18 protein-coding genes are annotated in these 17523 nt (G+C 71.3%); 14 read left to right on the forward strand and 4 right to left on the reverse strand.

Annotated features, from left to right (window positions below; translation table 11 throughout):
- Positions 1 to 96 precede the first annotated feature (96 nt).
- The 4 genes from F0L68_RS20645 (at position 97) to arfB (ending at position 2746) form a co-directional block, all read left to right on the forward strand.
- Positions 97 to 603 (forward strand): SigE family RNA polymerase sigma factor, encoded by a 507-nt coding sequence (locus tag F0L68_RS20645; protein WP_149851264.1) that lies wholly within the window; start codon positions 97 to 99, stop codon positions 601 to 603.
- A complete protein-coding gene (locus tag F0L68_RS20650; RefSeq protein ID WP_149851265.1) occupies positions 600 to 1403 on the forward strand; it encodes a hypothetical protein in 804 nt (267 codons plus the stop codon). Before F0L68_RS20645 ends, F0L68_RS20650 begins: the two co-directional genes overlap by 4 nt.
- Before the next feature lie 63 nt (positions 1404 to 1466).
- Positions 1467 to 2264, forward strand: a complete 798-nt coding sequence (locus F0L68_RS20655) for a hypothetical protein (protein WP_149851266.1) — start codon at positions 1467 to 1469, stop codon at positions 2262 to 2264.
- 53 nt (positions 2265 to 2317) lie between these two features.
- A complete protein-coding gene (gene arfB / locus F0L68_RS20660) occupies positions 2318 to 2746 on the forward strand; it encodes an alternative ribosome rescue aminoacyl-tRNA hydrolase ArfB (protein WP_149851267.1) in 429 nt (142 codons plus the stop codon).
- Between the two features lie 31 nt (positions 2747 to 2777).
- Here arfB and F0L68_RS20665 read toward each other — a convergent pair whose 3' ends face one another.
- Entirely contained in the window at positions 2778 to 3314 is a 537-nt protein-coding gene (locus F0L68_RS20665; protein ID WP_149851268.1) for a helix-turn-helix domain-containing protein, read from the reverse strand.
- Positions 3315 to 3374: 60 nt separating this feature from the next.
- Here F0L68_RS20665 and F0L68_RS20670 point away from each other — a divergent pair, with 60 nt between their 5' ends.
- Entirely contained in the window at positions 3375 to 4301 is a 927-nt protein-coding gene (locus tag F0L68_RS20670; RefSeq protein WP_223198982.1) for an alpha/beta fold hydrolase, read from the forward strand.
- 86 nt (positions 4302 to 4387) lie between these two features.
- Here the strand turns inward: F0L68_RS20670 and F0L68_RS20675 are convergent, their stop codons facing one another.
- Together F0L68_RS20675 and F0L68_RS20680 are read right to left on the reverse strand one after the other, a co-directional pair.
- Entirely contained in the window at positions 4388 to 5878 is a 1491-nt protein-coding gene (locus F0L68_RS20675) for a CoA-acylating methylmalonate-semialdehyde dehydrogenase (protein WP_149851269.1), read from the reverse strand.
- A gap of 390 nt (positions 5879 to 6268) precedes the next feature.
- A complete protein-coding gene (locus F0L68_RS20680; protein WP_149851270.1) occupies positions 6269 to 7276 on the reverse strand; it encodes a LacI family DNA-binding transcriptional regulator in 1008 nt (335 codons plus the stop codon).
- A 126-nt stretch (positions 7277 to 7402) separates the two neighbouring features.
- Here F0L68_RS20680 and F0L68_RS20685 point away from each other — a divergent pair, with 126 nt between their 5' ends.
- The 9 genes from F0L68_RS20685 (at position 7403) to iolD (ending at position 16917) form a co-directional block, all read left to right on the forward strand.
- Entirely contained in the window at positions 7403 to 8404 is a 1002-nt protein-coding gene (locus F0L68_RS20685; protein ID WP_149851271.1) for a Gfo/Idh/MocA family protein, read from the forward strand.
- Positions 8401 to 9294, forward strand: coding sequence for a TIM barrel protein (locus F0L68_RS20690; protein WP_149851272.1), 894 nt, complete (start codon positions 8401 to 8403; stop codon positions 9292 to 9294). Before F0L68_RS20685 ends, F0L68_RS20690 begins: the two co-directional genes overlap by 4 nt.
- A gap of 37 nt (positions 9295 to 9331) precedes the next feature.
- Entirely contained in the window at positions 9332 to 10360 is a 1029-nt protein-coding gene (locus F0L68_RS20695; RefSeq protein ID WP_149851273.1) for a sugar ABC transporter substrate-binding protein, read from the forward strand.
- 27 nt (positions 10361 to 10387) lie between these two features.
- Positions 10388 to 11437 carry an ABC transporter permease gene (locus tag F0L68_RS20700; RefSeq protein WP_149851274.1) on the forward strand — a complete coding sequence of 350 codons (1050 nt, stop codon included), beginning with the start codon at positions 10388 to 10390 and terminating at the stop codon, positions 11435 to 11437.
- A gap of 76 nt (positions 11438 to 11513) precedes the next feature.
- A complete protein-coding gene (locus F0L68_RS20705; protein WP_149851275.1) occupies positions 11514 to 12308 on the forward strand; it encodes an ATP-binding cassette domain-containing protein in 795 nt (264 codons plus the stop codon).
- Positions 12308 to 13249 (forward strand): 5-dehydro-2-deoxygluconokinase, encoded by a 942-nt coding sequence (gene iolC, locus F0L68_RS20710; RefSeq protein ID WP_149851276.1) that lies wholly within the window; start codon positions 12308 to 12310, stop codon positions 13247 to 13249. The genes F0L68_RS20705 and iolC overlap by 1 nt, the downstream gene beginning before the upstream one ends.
- Positions 13239 to 14138, forward strand: a complete 900-nt coding sequence (locus tag F0L68_RS20715) for a Cgl0159 family (beta/alpha)8-fold protein (RefSeq protein ID WP_223198983.1) — start codon at positions 13239 to 13241, stop codon at positions 14136 to 14138. Before iolC ends, F0L68_RS20715 begins: the two co-directional genes overlap by 11 nt.
- Entirely contained in the window at positions 14135 to 15028 is an 894-nt protein-coding gene (iolB, locus tag F0L68_RS20720) for a 5-deoxy-glucuronate isomerase (RefSeq protein WP_149851278.1), read from the forward strand. Before F0L68_RS20715 ends, iolB begins: the two co-directional genes overlap by 4 nt.
- Positions 15025 to 16917, forward strand: coding sequence for a 3D-(3,5/4)-trihydroxycyclohexane-1,2-dione acylhydrolase (decyclizing) (gene iolD / locus F0L68_RS20725; RefSeq protein WP_149851279.1), 1893 nt, complete (start codon positions 15025 to 15027; stop codon positions 16915 to 16917). The genes iolB and iolD overlap by 4 nt, the downstream gene beginning before the upstream one ends.
- Here iolD and F0L68_RS20730 read toward each other — a convergent pair.
- Positions 16914 to 17198 carry a hypothetical protein gene (locus F0L68_RS20730; protein ID WP_149851280.1) on the reverse strand — a complete coding sequence of 95 codons (285 nt, stop codon included), beginning with the start codon at positions 17196 to 17198 and terminating at the stop codon, positions 16914 to 16916. The two genes, iolD and F0L68_RS20730, sit on opposite strands and share 4 nt — an antisense overlap.
- Positions 17199 to 17523: the final 325 nt, after the last annotated feature.

Consider the following 17523-nt stretch of genomic DNA (forward strand, 5'->3'; position numbering starts at 1 on the left):
GCGCAGCAGGAAAGAGATCCGCGGGACACGACCTAGGACACCGGCAACCCCAGGGCGGCGTGCCTCGTAGTACGCGGTGACATCTGGGGAGGCTTCGTGCAGGACCGCGACGCTGAGTTCGTGGAGTACGTGGACGCGCGCGCGTTGGTCATGCGCCGGACCGCGTACCTGTTGTGCGGAGACTGGCACCGCGCGGAGGACCTCGTCCAGACCGCGCTGACCAAGATCTACGTCGCGTGGCCGAGGCTGCGCAAGGACGGCAGCGTGGACGCCTACTCCCGCAAGGTGTTGGTGCGCACCGCCATCGACGAGTCCCGGCGCGCCTTCCGGCGGAGGGAAACGGTGGTGGACACGCTGCCGGAGGTACCGGCCGCACCCGGCAACGTGGACGACACCGTGGACGTCCGCCGCGCCCTCGTCCAGCTGCCGGCGGGCCAGCGCGCCACCGTCGTGCTGCGCTACTGGGAGGACCTGACGGTCGCCGAGACCGCGCGCCTGCTGGGCTGCACGGAGGGCACCGTGAAAAGCCAGGCGTCCAAGGGGCTCGCCACGCTCCGCCGCCTGCTCGCCGCCGGTCGACCCGTTCTCGAGGAGCAGCGATGACCTCCAACGAACCCGACCTGAAGGCGCTGTTCCGCAACGCGCTGGACGCCGAGCCACCCCTGCGGATCGACACGGCCGGCCTGGTCAGGGCGGGCCGCCGCAGGGCGCGGGTCCGCCGCATGGCGATGATGGGCGGGGTGGTCGGCGCCGTCGTCGCGGTGGTGGTGGGCACCGCCACGATCGCCTCGTTCGGCCAGGCCGCCAGGCAGGTCACCCCGGCGTCCCCGTCGAGCACCAGCCGGACCACGAGCGCCCCGCCCTCCTCAAGCCAGCAGTCGTCGCCGACCCCCAGCTACGCCAACGTGCCGTCGAACGACGCGCATGCCCGCGAGCTGTCGGTGGTGCTCGGCCAGGGCATGCCGGCGCCCGCCGGGATGCAGGCGCTGCCGAGCCCGGGGTTCAACAGCGCCTTCGACTTCGTCAACAAGCCCGGCAGGTACACCGCCGTCGGTGAGCTCAAGGACGTGCAGGGCACCGGCAAGCTCTCCGTCGAGGTCGCCTACGGCAAGCCGGGCAGTCCCAACTTGACCTGCTTGGACGTCTCGCAGTCCAGCGGCCCCTGGGACAACTGCAACGCGGCGTCGATGGACGGCATGCCGGTCGTGATGACGGCCAGGACACGCGGTTCGGCCATCGTCTGGCAGCTCGCCACGCGGCGGTCAGACGGCAGCAGGGTCACCGCGGTCAGCGAGAACACCTCGGACAACCCCTCGTCGCCCGGGCCCGTCCAGCGGCCGTTCCCGCCGATGGACTTCGGCGCCCTCAACCGGATCGTCAACCTGCCCGGCCTCACCTACTGAGTCCTCACCTACTGAGTCGGCCGCAGGCCGCATCGAGCGAACGGAGAAGACGGAGGTGTGACCGTGCCGGGGAACGGAGCTGAGCAGGCCAGGGCGTTGCTCGCCAGGGCGCTTGACGAGGAACCGGCGATGCGGCGCACCCCGGCCGAGCTGACGCGGCGGGCGAGGCGGTGCGCGCGTCGGCAGGCGATCGCGGTGGTCTGGACGGTCGTCGCGGTGAGCCTGTGCGCGACTGTGCCGATGCTGGGCGCTGGGCTGTTCGCGTCGACACCGGCCGGTCCGGTTGGTCCGTCCGGGCAGGTCGTGCCGTCGACGGACCCGAGCCTTGGCCGGCTGCGGGCCGCCGAGCTGACCAAGACCGTGGCCGCCGCCGACGTGCTGCCCGCCGGGGTCGCCGCGCGTGACTCGCAGGTCAGCGGCGCGGCGCGGGCGCTGGAGTTCGTCCCGCAGGGCGACGGCTACCGGGCGACCGCGGACTTGGTGGATGCCGAGGGGTCCGCGTACCTGACGATCACGATCGGGTCGCAGCCCGCGTCGGCGAAGCCGTACCGGTGCAAGTTCGGCGACAGCGGGGACGGCCCGGTGTTGGGCGAGCCGACCGACCAATGCCTGCCGGTGCGCGGCCCCGGCGGCGCGTTCGGGGCGATGCTGATCGGCCAGCCCGCGACGGACCGGGCCGTCATCCGGGTGCTGCGGATCCTGCGGCCGGGTGGCGTCGACGTCGAGGTGCTGTGTTCGGTCGTCGACAGCAGGGCGCGGTCGGCGCTGCGGTCCGACACGGCTGGGCAGACCAGCAAGCGCTGCCCGCTCGGCGATGATCGGATACTTGCCATCGCTTTGCTGCCAGGTCTGCGGCCCTAGCCGTCGACGTATTGGAGTAGGTGCTGGTGGCCGCAGTGCTGGATGCTGGGCGGGTGGCTGATGATGTGGTGGTGACTCCCGCGCTGGTGATACCGGCGTCCGAGCTGAGCGAGCGGTTCTCTCGCTCGTCCGGGCCCGGCGGGCAGGGCGTGAACACCGCGGACAGCCGCGTCGAACTGTCCTTCGACCTCGGGGCGTCGCCGTCGGTGCCGGAGTCGCTGCGGCCGAGGCTGCTCGCCAGGCTGGCGTCCCGGCTGGTCGACGGGGTGATCACGGTGGTGGCCAGCGAGCACCGGTCCCAGCTACAGAACCGGCAGGCCGCCAGGACGCGGCTGGCCGAGCTGCTGCGCGCCGCCGCGCAGCCACCGCCGCCGACCCGCAGGCCGACCAGGCCGAGCAGGCGGGCCAAGGAGCGGCGGGTCACGGAGAAGAAGCGGCGCGGCGAGACCAAACGCGGGCGCCGAGCCTCTTCCGACGACTGACTTTTCGTCCTGGGCTTGCCGTCGCCGTTGGTCAGCTCTCTTTTTCCGCGGTGGGGAACAGGATCGTGCCGAGGAGATGGGGCGCGCGGCCCGGCGCGGGCCGGTTGGCCTGGCGGGAGAGTAGGACCTGGCGCATCTCGTTGATCATGTCGGCCAGCTCATCATGACTCAGCCACAGGGTGGCCTGCCGGTAGGACACCAGATCGGCGACCGGAGCGGCCTGGTCGCGGTCTAGGTAGGCGTCGAACTCGGCGAGCAGCACCGCCATGGCCGCGGCGAACCCTCGTCGGTGGTCGTCCCGCGACATCGCTTCGGCCGCCTCGACGCCGATTCTCGGGCGCGTCCCGCTCAGCTGGTACTGGCGCTCCACCGCGCCGTGCACCCGCTCCTCCTTGACCACCTCGAGCACGCCGGCGTCGGCCAGCACGCCGACATGCCGGTAGATGGTGGCCCTCGAAACGTCGGGCAGCCGGGCGCACAACTCCGCTGTGGTGTGCGCACGCCCGTCGGCCATGGCGTGCACGACGCGGAGCCGCACGGGGTGCAGCAGCAGGTCAACCGTGTCCATGGACAGAGGATCTCATGGCTGATACCGTTCTCAAAGATGAGATTGCGAGATGGGGAGACCATGAACAGTCACGAGGGGGAGACGATGATCAGTCAGTCGATGGGGCGTCAGTACGAGGTCAACGGCGATCAGTTGGTGCTCCGCCAGTCGGGCGTGGGCCGCCCGACCGTGGTGTTCCTGCCAGGGGCGGGACTGGTCGGCCTTGACTACCTCAACGTCCACAACGCGGCCGCCGAGCTGACCACCAGCGTGCTCTACGACCGCGGCGGCACCGGCTGGAGCGACCCGAAGGGCCTGCCCCGCACCGCCAGTGACGCCGTCGACGAGCTGCACGCCCTGCTGCGGGTCGCCGAGGTGCCCGGCCCCTACCTGCTGGTCGGCCACTCGCTCGGCGCGGTCTACGCCCGCCGCTACGCCCAGCGCTTTCCCGACGCGGTGGCCGGCATGCTCCTGCTGGACCCCTACCACGAGGACACCCCGGCCAGGATGCCCGAGGAGGTGGCGCAGCTGAGCGAGCAGATGCGGGACCAGCCCCTGCCCGAGCCCACCCAGGAGATCATCGAGTTCTTTGGCGGCCTGTTCGCCGGGAAGCTGGCGCAGTGGCCGGCCGAGGTCCGCCAGCCGCTCATGGAGTACCACCGCGACGCGTGGCGGACCGGGGCGGCGGAGGCGGCGAACGTCCACGAGGTCGGCGAGGAGGTCCGCGCCGGCGGGGCCGAGCCCGACGTGCCGGTGATCGTGCTGTCGGCCATGGGCGACGACCCGTTCCGGCTCGCGCAACTGCCCGAGCGGCTCGAACGCGGGTTCAGCGACGTCAGGTGCGCGCTGCACGGGGAACTGGCGGCGTCCTTCCCGCGCGGCGAACACCGGGTGCTCGACGACGCCGGGCACAACTTCATGCACGTCGACCGGCAGGACGCCGTGCTTCAGGCGATCAGGGATTTGCTCGTTCGGCAGGCCGCCCCGGCCGGGTCGGGCGGCGCATGACCCGGGCGGGGCTTCTGGAGCTGTTTCCTAGCCGTCAGGGGTTCTTCTTGATCGTCAGGGGTTAGGGGCCCCCTTTTGAGGGGCGTTTAACCGTGCGTAGGGAAGCCCAGGTCGATGCCGGACTGGCGGGGCCAGCGCGCGGTGACCGCCTTGGCCCTGGTGTAGAAGCGGACGCCCTCGGCGCCGTGTACGTGCGTGTCGCCGAACAGCGAGTCCTTCCAGCCGCCGAAGGAGTAGTAGGCCATCGGCACCGGGATCGGCACGTTGATGCCGACCATGCCGACCGTGACCCGGCGCTGGTACTCGCGAGCCGCCAGGCCGTCGCCGGTGTACACGGCGGTGCCGTTGCCGTACGGGTTCGCGTTGACCAGCTCGATCGCCGCCTCGAAGGTCGGCACGCGCACCACGCACAGCACCGGGCCGAAGATCTCGTCACGGTAGATCGACATCTCGGGGGTCACGTCGTCGAACAGCGTTGGCGCCAGCCAGAAACCGGCCTCGTGGCCGATCGGCGCGAAGCCCCTGCCGTCTACCGCGAGCGTGGCGCCTGCTTCGACTCCGGCGTCCACATAGGACAGTACGCGGTCTCGGTGCGCGCCGGTGACCAGCGGGCCCATCTGCGCGGTCGGATCGGTGCCCGGCGCGGTGACCAGGCCCGTGGTGCGCTCCGCGATGGCCGACACCAGCCGGTCCGCGACGTCGCCGACGGCGACGACCACCGAGATGGCCATGCAGCGTTCCCCCGCACTGCCGTACCCGGCGGACACGGCGGCGTCGGCGGCGACGTCGATGTCGGCGTCGGGCAGCACCACCATGTGGTTCTTGGCCCCGCCGAGCGCCTGCACCCGCTTGCCGGCCGCGGTGGCTCTCGCGTAGACGTGCCTGGCGATCGGTGTCGAGCCGACGAAGGAGGCTGCCGAGACGTCGGGGTGGTCCAGGAGTGCGTTGACGGCCGTGGCGTCGCCCTGGAGGACGGTGAACACGCCGTCGGGCAGGCCGGCCTCGGTGAACAGCTCGGCGAGGCGGACGGCGGCGGACGGGTCGCGCTCGGACGGCTTGAGGATGAAGGCGTTCCCGGTGGCGATCGCCACCGGGAACATCCACATCGGCACCATGACAGGGAAGTTGAAGGGGGTGATACCGGCGACCACGCCGACGGGCTGGCGGATCGAGTACGCGTCGACGCCCGTGGAGACCTGCTCGGAGTGCTCGCCCTTGAGGAGTTGCGGGATGCCGCACGCGAACTCGACGACCTCGAGGCCGCGCTGGACCTCGCCTGCGGCGTCGGAGAGGACCTTGCCGTGTTCGGCCGTGATGATGGCGGCCAGCTCGTCGCGGTGCTCGTGGATCAGGTGGCGGTAGGCGAACAGGATCCGCGACCTGGTGGACAGGGAGGACTCGGCCCAGGACTCGGCGGCCTTCGTCGCGGACGCTACCGCTCGGTCCACGTCGGCGTGATCGGCGAGGACGACCTGCCTGGCGACGGCACCAGTGGCCGGCTGGAACACGTCTGCGGTCCTCGTGGAGGTACCGGTGGTGCGGGTGCCGTCGATCCAGTGTGGGACTAGGTCTGTCACGGTTGTGCTCCTGTGTTTGGCCGTTTCTTGGGTGGGACGCTCTGGCCTTTTTGGGTGGAGCGCCTGGCGCTTTGGCCGTTTGATAGGTGAGGACGACGCTCTGGCCGTCTGCCAGCTACGACGCTCTGGCCGGCGACTCGCTTCGCTCGCTGCCCGGTTTCTGGACTACCTGTGTTTATTGGGCCTCGCTTCGCTCGGCCGGCGAGTTCGCCTCAAGTCGGCCCCTTCGGCTTCTCGGGCGACTCCGCTTCGCTCCGTCGCCCTCCTGCGCCTCCAGGGACCGACGGCGAACTCGCACGCCCCGCGCCGCCACGAAGTGAAAAAGCGGAGCGGGGCGCGCGCCGTTGCTAAGTGAAGACGCTGGCGCGGGGTGGGGCGTCGGCTCGTGGGTTAGTTGGGGGGTGGTGGGGGTTTGGCTGTTGTGGAGCGGATTACTAGGGAGGGGTTTAGTAGGTGGCGTTTGGGTTCTGCGCGTTGGGCTCGGACTCGTTGTAGTAGCGCTTCGGCGGCTAGGCGGCCGATCTCGTTGCGGGGCTGGTCGATGGTTGTTAGGGAGACGTGGCGGAGGGCGGCCAGGGAGGTGTTGTCGTAGCCGACCACCGAGACGTCGGCTGGTACGCGGAGTCCTGCTTCTTCCAGTGCGGAGATCGCGCCTACCGCGTTGAAGTCGTTGGCGGTGACCAGGGCGGTCGGGAGTTCGCCGCCACGGTCGATCAGGTGGCGGACGGCCTTCGCGCCTGCGGTGTCGGTGTATTCGCTGCGCACGACGTCGGCTGGCAGGCCGTGTCGCTGCATCGCCAGTAGGTAGCCCTTGCGTCGGGGTGCCGACTGGGAGCCCTCGCCGCCGTCGAAGTGCGTGATTCTCTTGTGGCCCAGGGAGATTAGGTGGTCCACGGCCAGGCCGGAGCCCATCTCACCGTCGTCGTTTACAGTGTCTACTGTGGACAGTCTGGACGAGCGGGCGACCAGGACTACCGGCGCCTGGTTGGCGGCTCCGGCTATCGCGGCGGAGGGGACCACCGGGCCCAGGAGGGCGAGGCCTGCGGGCCGGAAGGACAGCAGGCTGTCCAGGGCCCTGCGTTCCCGCGCCGCGCTTCGGCCGCCGGTGTTGATGATCAGCTCGAAGCCCTCGGCGCGGGCCACCGCGTCGAGGCCGTCGACGATCTCCGCGAAGAACGCGTTGTGCAGGTCGGAGACCATCACGCCGAGCACCGTCGAGGTGCGGCTGGCCAGCGAGCGGGCCATTGCGTGCGGGGAGTAGCCGAGGTCCTCGGCCGCGCGCAGCACCGCCGCCCTGCGCTGCTCGCTTACCTTCGGCGAGCCGCGCATGACGAGCGAGACGAGCGCCCTGGATACCCCTGCCCGGCGGGCGACGTCCTCCATGGTCGGCCGGGTCACGGCCACCTCCTCGTTACGAGCCGGAAACACACCCTTGACACCCGTGTGACGGAGGCTACACGATTAGAGCGCTCCAACAAATAGAGCGCTCTAACGCGATTCACCATCAGGACGGAGACCCTGCGGATGCGGATCGGAGTTGCCGGTGTCGGACGCATCGGCACGATGCACGCCACCAACCTCGCCGCGCTGGACCAGGTGGACGAGGTGCTGCTGTTCGACCCGGTCGCCGGGCGGGCCGCGCAGGCCGCCGACCAGCTCGGCGCCGGCACGGTCGCGGTGGACGACCTCGCAGGCCTGCTCGCGGCGAGCGACGGCGTGCTGCTCGCGACCCCGACGAACACGCACCCGGAGATGCTGCGCGCCGCGCTCGCGGCCGGTGTGCCGACGCTCTGCGAGAAGCCGATCGCCAGCGACCTCGCCGGCATGACCTCGCTGGTCGCCGACATCGAGGCGTCCGGGGTCGACGTGCTGGTCGGCTTCCAGCGCAGGTTCGACCCCGCCGTCGTCGAGCTGCACCGCAGGATCCGCGCGGGCGAGGTCGGCGACATCTACCTGGTGCGGTCCGTCGGCAACGACGCGCAGCCGCCGGACTTCGGCTACCTGCCCGCCTCCGGCGGCATCTACCGCGACCTGCTGATCCACGACCTCGACGCCGTGCCGTGGCTGGTCGGCGAGCCCGTCGTCGAGGTCTACGCCTCGGGTTCCGTCCTGGTGCACCAGGCGTTCGCGGACGCCGACGACGTCGACAACACCGTGGTCATGCTGCGGTTCGCCGGCGGCGCGCACGCCACGCTGGCCGGCGGCCGGCACGACCCGCTCGGCTACGACCACCGCATCGAGGTGTTCGGCAGCAAGGACTCCCTCGCCGTCGGCCTCGACCCGAGGACCCCGCTGACCTCGCTCGAACCGGACGGCCCGAAGGTCGCTGCGGACGTCTATCCCGGCTTCCCCGAGCGGTTCCGCCGCGCCTACCTCAACGAGATGGCCGTGTTCGTCGATGTGGTCGCCGGGCGCGCGGAGAACCCCTCGCCTGCCAGGGAGAGTCTGGTCAGCCTGCGGCTGGCCGAGGCGTGCGAGGCCTCGCGGCGCGGCGGCGTCCCGGTCCGGACGGAGGGTGCGGCATGACGGCTCCGCGAATCGCCGGGGCGCCCATCTCCTGGGGCGTCTGCGAGGTGCCCGGCTGGGGCAGGGTGCTCGACGCGAACACCGTGCTCGGCGAGATGCGCGAGCTGGGCCTCCGCGCGACGGAACTCGGCCCGCCGGACTACCTGCCGGCCGAACCGTCGGCGTTGCGGGAGTTGTTGGACGGGTATGGGCTCGGCCTGGTCGGTGGCTTTCTTGCGGTTGTCCTGCACGACACCGATGTCGTTGCGGCCACTGTGGATGAGGCCGATCGCGTTGCTGGGCTGCTTGCCTCGGCCGGGGCTGAGGTGCTGGTGCTTGCGGCGGCGACCGGCCTGGACGGCTACGACGAGCGTCCCGAGCTGACCGACGCGCAGTGGCGGACGCTGATCGACACCTCGGCGCGGATCAGGGACCTCGCGGCGGGGCACGGCCTGCGCACCGTGCTGCACCCGCACGTCGGCACGCACGTCGAACGCACCGCCGAGGTCGAGCGGTTCCTCGCCGACTCGGATCTGGCGCTCTGCCTGGACACCGGGCACCTGCTGATCGGCGGCACCGACCCGGTCGACCTGGCCCGCCGGTACCCGCACCGGATCGGCCACGTGCACCTCAAGGACGTCCGGGGCGACATCGCGGACCAGGTGCGCGCCGGCCAGCTCGGCTACGCCGACGCCGTCGGCAAGGGCATGTACGTGCCGCTCGGCGACGGTGACGTCGACATCGCAGCACTGGTCCGGCTCGTGCACGACGCGGGCTACCCGGGCTGGTTCGTCCTCGAACAGGACACCGCTCTCGCCACGGACGCCCCGACCCAGGGCCCCAAACAGGACACCGCGCGCAGCCTCGACCATCTCGACAAGATCGTCGGCAGCCTGTCCGATGCTAGTTAGGGTGAGAAACCTTTTTGTGCTCTGACGAGGAGAGACGATGACGTCTGATCGCTCGGTCCGACCCGGTTCCTCGCGCCGTAGGCGCGTGCTGATCGGCCTGGTCGCGACAACAGGTGCCCTGGTGCTCGCCGCGTGCAGCGGCCCGTCGTCGGGAAACCAGAACACCTCAGCCAACACGGCTAGCGGGTCGGCGCCGAGCAGCGGCGGACCGCTGCACGTCTCCGTCATCTCCCACGGCACCTCCGGTGACGCGTTCTGGAACGTGGTGAAGAACGGCGCGACCGACGCGGGCAAGCAGCTCGGCGTCACCGTCGACTACCAGTCCGACGGCGACCCGGGCGCGCAGTCCAAGCTGATCGACAACGCGGTGGCGCAGAAGGTCGGCGGGCTCGTCGTCTCGATGGCCAACCCCGACGCGCTGAAGAACTCCATCGACAACGCGGTGAAGGCGGGCATCCCGGTCATCACCATCAACTCCGGCGGGGACAAGAGCGCGGCCTTCGGGGCGCTCGCGCACGTCGGCCAGGACGAGGGCATCGCGGGCCAGGAGGCCGGCAAGCGGTTCAAGGACGCCGGCAAGTCCAAGCTGCTCTGCGTGATCCACGAGGCCGGCAACGTCGGGCTCAACCAGCGCTGCGACGGCGCGAAGCAGGGCTTCGGCGGCACCGTGACGAACCTCCAGGTGGACATCAACAACCCCACCGACGTGGAGTCCCGCATCAAGGGCGCGCTCCAGGCCGACCCAGCCATCGACGCGGTGCTCGCGCTCAACCCGCAGGTCGCGGTGAACGCGGTGAGCGCGGCCAAGGGCGCCAACGCGAAGGCGCAGATCGCCACGTTCGACCTGAACGCGGACGTGGTCAGCGCGATCAAGGCGGGCGACGTGCAGTTCGCGGTCGACCAGCAGCAGTACGAGCAGGGCTACCTGCCGGTGGTCATGCTCAAGCTGTACCACGACAACGCCAACACCGTCGGCGGTGGCCGTCCGGTGCTGACCGGGCCCGGCTTCGTCGACAAGTCGAACGTGGACAAGGTCGCGCAGTACGCCACGCGCGGCACCCGGTAAGCGATCGAGGCTGTGGAGGGAAAGAGGATGACTGCGTCGACCCAGCCAGCGGTGGCTGTCGATGAACGCCTGGTGAGACCGAGGTTCGTCGACCGGCTGATCGTCCGACCGGAGCTCGGTGCGCTGCTCGGCGCGGTGCTGGTCTTCGGGTTCTTCTCGGTGGTGACCGGGCAGTTCTTCAGCGCGCTCGGCGCGGCCACCTGGCTGGACGACTCGGCGACGCTCGGCATCGTCGCGGTCGCGGTGGCGCTGCTGATGATCGGCGGCGAGTTCGACCTGTCGGCCGGCGTGATGACCGCGTCCACCTCGCTGGTGACCGCGATCCTCTCGGTGCGGCTTGGGTGGAACGTCTGGCTGGCGCTGCTGGTCTCGCTGGCCTTCGCCCTCGGGGTCGGCGCGTTGAACGGCTGGCTGGTGCTGCGCACCGGGCTGCCGAGCTTCATCGTCACGCTGGGCACCTTCCTCGCCCTCCAGGGCCTCAATCTCGGCGTCACCAGGCTGGTCACCGGCACCGTGCAGGTGTCCGGCATGCGGGCAGCCGACGGCTACTCATCGGCCGGCTACCTGTTCGCCTCGACGGTGGAGATCGGGGGCACCTCGTTCCAGATCTCCATCGTCTGGTGGATCCTGGTGGCGCTGCTGGCTTCCTGGGTGCTGCTGCGCACCCGCTTCGGCAACTGGATCTTCGCCGTCGGCGGGTCGGCGGCCAGCTCGCGCGCGGTCGGCGTGCCGGTGCTGCGCACGAAGGTGTCGCTGTTCATGACGACGGCGTTCGCCGCGTGGCTGGTCGGCTCGATCAACATCCTGCGGTTCACCACCGTGCAGGCCAACCAGGGCATCGGCCTGGAGTTCCAGTACATCATCGCGGCGGTGATCGGCGGCTGCCTGCTCACCGGCGGCTTCGGCTCCGCGATCGGCGCGGCCGTCGGCGCGTTGATCTTCGGCATGGCCAGGCAGGGCATCGTGTTCGCGCAGTGGAACAGCGACTGGTTCCAGCTGTTCCTCGGCATCATGCTGCTGGCCGCTGTGCTGGTGAACAACACGTTCCGGCGGCGCGCGGAAAGGGTCCGGCGATGAGTGAGCGTAGCGAGCGAGTCATCGAGCACAGTGCGCTTCGTGCCTCGTCGGCGCCCGGACCGAAGGGAGGACGTCGATGAGTGCTCCTCTGATTGAGGTCACGGAGATCGGCAAGACCTACGGCAGTGTGCTGGCGCTGCGCGATGTCTCCACCATCGTGCGGGCCGGCGAGGTCACCTGCGTGCTGGGCGACAACGGCGCCGGAAAGTCGACGCTGATCAAGATCCTGGCCGGGGTGCACCAGCACGACACCGGCGAGTTCCTGGTCGAGGGCGCGCCGGTGCGGTTCGGCTCGCCGCGCGAGGCGCTGGACCGCGGCATCGCCACGGTCTACCAGGACCTCGCCGTCGTGCCGCTGATGAGCGTGTGGCGGAACTTCTTCCTCGGCTCGGAACCCACCACGGGGTGGGGGCCGTTCCGGATGCTGGACCGCCGAAGGGGCAGGGAGACCACCCGCAGCGCGTTGGCCGAGATGGGCATCGACCTGCGCGACGTGGAGCAGCCGGTCGGCACGCTGTCCGGCGGCGAACGGCAGTGCGTGGCGATCGCACGGGCCGTGCACTTCGGCGCGAAGGTGCTGATCCTGGACGAGCCGACCGCCGCGCTCGGCGTGAAGCAGGCCGGGGTGGTGCTGCGCTATGTCGCCCAGGCACGGGATCGTGGCCTGGGCGTCGTGCTGATCACGCACAACCCGCACCACGCCTACCCGGTCGGGGACCGGTTCCTGCTGCTCAAGCGGGGCCGCAGCCTCGGCTGCTTCGACAAGGCCGACATCAGCATCGAGGAGCTGACCAGGCAGATGGCCGGCGGGGCCGAGCTGGCGGCGCTGGAACACGAGCTGCGAGCGGCGGCCGGGGACGGTGCCGCGTAATGGTTCTCGAGGTGTTGACGGTCGGCAGGGTCGGCGTCGACCTGTACCCCGAGCAGTCGGGTGTGCCGCTGTCGAAGGTCAGCACGTTCGCCAAGTCGCTCGGCGGCACCGCGACCAACGTCGCGGTCGCCGCCGCGCGGCTGGGCAGGCGGACCGGGGTGCTCACCAAGGTCGGCCCGGACGGCTTCGGCGACTACGTGCGCGACGCGCTGCGCGGGTTCGGCGTCAGCGCCGACCACGTCGGCACCGCGCCGGACCTGTTGACCCCGGTGGTGTTCTGCGCGCTCGACCCGCCTGCCGACCCGCCGCTGCTGTTCTACCGGCTGCCGACCGCGCCGGACCTGACGCTGACCGACGACGACGTGCCGTGGGATCTCGTCACGGACGTGCCGCTGCTGTGGGTCACCGGAACCGGCGTGTCCGCCGAACCGGCCCGCAGCACCCAGCGGCGAATGCTGGAACACCGGGACCGGCGCGGACATACCGTGCTGGACCTGGACTTCCGCCCGATGTTCTGGTCCGATGTGGACAGTGCTCGCCGCGAGATCGGTTGGCTGCTCGACAAGGTCACCGTGGCCGTCGGCAACCGCGCCGAGGTCGAGGTGGCCGTGGGCACCGCCGATCCAGAGGAGGCCGCGCGCAGGCTGCTGGACCGGGGCGTGCGGCTCGCGATGGTGAAGAAGGGCGCCGAGGGTGTCCTGGTCGCCACCGAGGAGGGCAGCACGACGGTGCCGCCGCAGGCGGTCGAGGTGGTCTGCGGGCTCGGTGCCGGCGACGCGTTCGGTGGCGCGCTCGCGCACGGACTGCTCGCCGGCTGGGATCCGGTGCGCATCGCCAGGTACGCCAACGCGGCGGGCGCGATCGTCGCCGGCCGGCTGGCCTGCGCGGACGCCATGCCGACGTTGGACGAGATCGAGGAGCTTGTCGCACGTGATCACTGACGCGCAGTGGGCGGGACTACTGCACACCAGGGCGACCGATCCGGACGCGGTCCGGCGGGCCTACCGTGCCAGGCGGCGCAGGCCGAGCCTGCTGTCCGACCGAGGCACCCTGTTCCTGGTCGCCGCCGACCACCCAGCCCGGGGGGCGTTGGGTGTCGGCGGCGACCCGCTCGCCATGGCCGACCGGCGGTCGCTGCTGGACCGCCTGCTCACCGCGCTGCGCAACCCGGCGGTCGACGGCCTGCTGGCCACGCCGGACGTGGTCGAAGAGCTGTTGCTGCTGGATGGGTTGCATGACAAGGTCGTCATCGGCTCGATGAACCGGGGCGGCCTGGCCGGCGCGGACTGGGAGATCGACGACCGGTTCACCGCCTACGACGCCAAGTCTATTGTGGACAGTAAGCTGGACGGCGGCAAGATGCTGCTGCGGCTGGTCGACTCGGACCCCGGCACCATCCCGACCCTGGAGGGCTGCGCGCAGGCCGTGTCCGGCCTCGCCGAGCGCGGCCTGGTCGCGATGGTCGAACCGTTGCCCTACCAGCGCAACGGCGACGGCACGCTGGTGCTGCAACAGGACGCCGCCGCGCTGGCCAGGGCCGTGAGCGTGGCGTCGGGACTTGGCGCGACCTCCGCGTACACGTGGCTCAAGCTGCCGGCCGTCGCCGAGCCGGAGGCCGTGCTGGACACCACCACGCTGCCGGTCGTCGTGCTCGGCGGCGTGCCGTCCGCGCGGCCGGAGGACGACCTGGCCTCGTGGGGCCGGTCGCTGCGGCACGCCACGGTCCGCGGCCTGGTGGTGGGCCGCGCCCTGCTCTACCCACCGCACGGTGACGTGGCCGCGGCTGTCGAGGCAGCGGCCGAAGTGCTCCGCCAGGGAGTCCACGCATGACGCTGCACCGCCCGCTCGGCACGCTCGCCGATCACGAGGACCCCGTCCTGCTCACCCCGGCGGCGGCCGGCTGGTCCTACACGGGACTGCGGGTGCTGCTGATCCACCCCGGCGCGCCACGGCAGGTGGACACCGGCGAGTTCGAGGCGTTCGTGCTGCCGCTGTCGGGGGGCTGCGTCGTCGAGGTCGACGGCGAGCGGTTCGAGCTGGCCGGCCGCGACTCCGTGTTCACCAGAGTGACCGACTTCGCCTATGTGCCAAGGGATGCGACGGTGACGCTGTCCTCGGAGCACGGCGCCGAGGTGGCGCTGCCGATGGCCAGGTGCGAACGCAGGCTGACGCCGAGGTACGGGCCGGCCGAGAACGTGCCCGTCGAGGTGCGCGGCGCGGGCAACGCGAGCCGGCAGGTCACCAACTTCGGCGTGCCCGGCGTGTGGGAGCACGCGGACCGGCTCAACGCCTGCGAGCTGATCACCCCGGACGGCAACTGGTCCTCCTACCCGCCGCACAAGCACGACGAGACCGAGCCGTGCGAGGTGGTGAACGAGGAGGTCTACTACTTCCGGATCGCCGGCCGGGACGGCGTCACCCCGTCCCGTGAGGGCTTCGGCCTGCACCGCACCTACACCGAGGACGGCGAGCTGGACGAGGACGTCGTGGTGCGCGACGGGGACGTGTTCCTCATCCCGCGCGGCTACCACGGGCCGTGCGTCGCCGCCCCCGGCTATCCCATGTACTACCTCAACGTCCTTGCCGGGCCCGGAGAAGCGCGGTCCATGGCGTTCTGCGACGACCCGGCGCACGGCTGGGTCCGGGACACCTGGGCGCACCAGCGGCTCGACCCGAGATGCCCGGTCACCACGGCCGAAGGCCGCAGGGAGAGCCAATGACTACCCCCAAACTGACCACCGTCCGACTGACCACGGCTCAGGCGCTCGTGCGCTGGCTGATCGCGCAGCGCGCCGAGCTGCTCGACGGCACCAAGGTTCCGCTGTTCCCCGGCGTGTTCGCGATCTTCGGGCACGGCAACGTGCTCGGCCTCGGCACCGCCCTTGAGGAGCGCCGCGCGGAACTGCCGGTCTGGCGCGGCCACAACGAGCAGGGCATGGCGCTCGCCGCCGTCGGCTACGCCAAGGCAACACACCGCAGGCAGGTCGGGGTAGCAACCTCCTCGGTCGGCCCCGGCGCGCTGAACATGGTGACGGCGGCCGGTGTCGCGCACGCGAACCGGCTGCCGGTGCTGCTGCTGCCCGGCGACACCTTCGCCGGCCGCGCGCCCGACCCCGTGCTCCAGCAGGTCGAGCACTTCGGCGACCCGACCGCGACGGTGAACGACGCGTTCCGGGCCGTCAGCAGGTACTTCGACCGGATCACCAGGCCGGAACAGCTGATCGGGACGCTGCCGCAGGTGGCGAGGGTGCTCACCGACCCGGCCGACTGCGGTCCGGTGACGCTCGCGCTGCCGCAGGACGCGCAGGCCGAGGCGTACGACTTCCCCGAGGCGCTGTTCGAGCCGACGCTGCACCGCGTGCCGAGGCCGCGCCCCGATCTGCGCGCGCTGGCCGACGCCGCGCAGGTACTGCGTTCGGCGCGCCGGCCGCTGCTGGTGCTCGGCGGCGGCGTGCGCTACTCCGGCGCGGCGTCGCTCGCCCTGGACTTCGCGCGGCGGCACGGCATTCCGGTCACCGAGACCACCGCGGGCCGCACCCTGGTGCCGCACAACGACCCGCTGCACGCCGGCCCGCTCGGCGTCACCGGCTCGTCCTCGGCCAACCGGCTGGCCGCCGAGGCCGACGTCGTGCTCGCCGTGGGAACCCGCCTACAGGACTTCACCACCGCGTCCTGGACGGTGTTCGCGCCGGACGTGCGGCTGGTCGCGCTGAACGCGGCCAGGTTCGACGCCGTCAAGCACGGCGCGGTCGCCGTCGTGGCCGACGCCGCAGAGGGCCTGCGCGAACTCGGCGACGCGCTCGCGGACTGGCGCGCGGCCGAGGACTGGACCTCGCGCGCCGCCACCGAGCGGGCCCGCTGGGACGCGCACATCGACGGCCTCCGCGCCCCGACCGACGGCGCGGCGACCTACGCCCAGGTCGTCGGGATCGTCAACGAGGCCAGCGGGCCGGACGACTACGTGCTCACCGCGTCCGGCGGCCTGCCCGGCGAGCTGATCGGCGGCTGGCGGGCGCGTGGAGAGTCCACAATGGACGTCGAATACGGCTTCTCCTGCATGGGCTACGAGCTGGCCGGCGCGTGGGGCGCGGCGATGGCACGCGCCGCGACGCACCCCGACGGCACCGTGACCACGCTGCTCGGCGACGGCTCGTACCTGATGCTCAACTCCGAGCTGTTTTCCGCGGCGTTCGCCGGGCACGGGTTCGTCGCGGTGGTCTGCGACAACGACGGCTACGCGGTGATCGACCGGTTGCAGCGCAACCAGGGCGGCGCCGGCTTCAACAACATGTACGCCGACTGCCGCAGCACGCACGAACAGCGCCCCCGCACCGACTTCGTCGGCCACGCCGCCGCGCTGGGCTGCGCGGTCTTCGCCGTCGACTCCCCGACGGAGCTGGCGGAGGCCTACCGGAGGGCCCGCGAGGTGGCCCGCGCGGAACGGCGGCCCGCCGTCGTCGTGATCAGCACCGATCCGGCCAGCTGGACCGAGGCCGGCGCGTGGTGGGAGGTCGGCGTGCCCGAGGTGTCGCACCGCGCCGAGGTCGCGCAGGCCCGCCGCGAACTGGACGAGACCAAGGCGACGCAGCTGCGGTATCTCTCCAGCTAGAGCCACACGAGCCGGAGCGGTTCCGCGCAGCCCCGGCTGAAGAACCGCCTGGCACGTTCGGCGGTGGAGAAGACGCCGTCCTCGTGGCGGTGGGTCTCGGGATCGCGGAAGTAGACGAACGCGTGATCGGCGAACAGCAGGCCCCAGAGCACCGCGTCGTAGGGGTTGAACGGCGCACCGGGACCGTCGTCCGGATCGAGCGGTCCGGCCACCGCGAACAGGCGCGGCACAACGGGTTCGTGGCAGGCAGGCCCGTCGTCGTGGGCTGCGTGCTGATCCATGGACTCATCCATCGGAGCGGTTCTCCTCGGCGTCGTCGGCCGAGGCGGGCATCGGCCGCGTTGGGTGCGGTGGGCGTTGAGTGCAGCGGGTATTGGGCTCGGCGGGCATTGGGCACAGCGGGTACTGGGCGCGGTGGGCGTTGAGTGCAGCGGGCATCGGGCGCGGCGGCCGTTGGCCGCGGCGAGCTTTGGGTGCGGCGGGCGTTGGGTGCGGCGGGCATCGGGCCCGGTGGGTATTGAGCGCGGTGGGTATTGAGCGCGGCGGGTGTTGGCCGCGGTGGGCGTTGGGCACAGCGGGTATTGGGCTCGGCGGGCGTTGGGTGCG

This window comes from Solihabitans fulvus, from assembly GCF_008386585.1.
GTDB lineage: Bacteria > Actinomycetota > Actinomycetes > Mycobacteriales > Pseudonocardiaceae > Solihabitans > Solihabitans fulvus.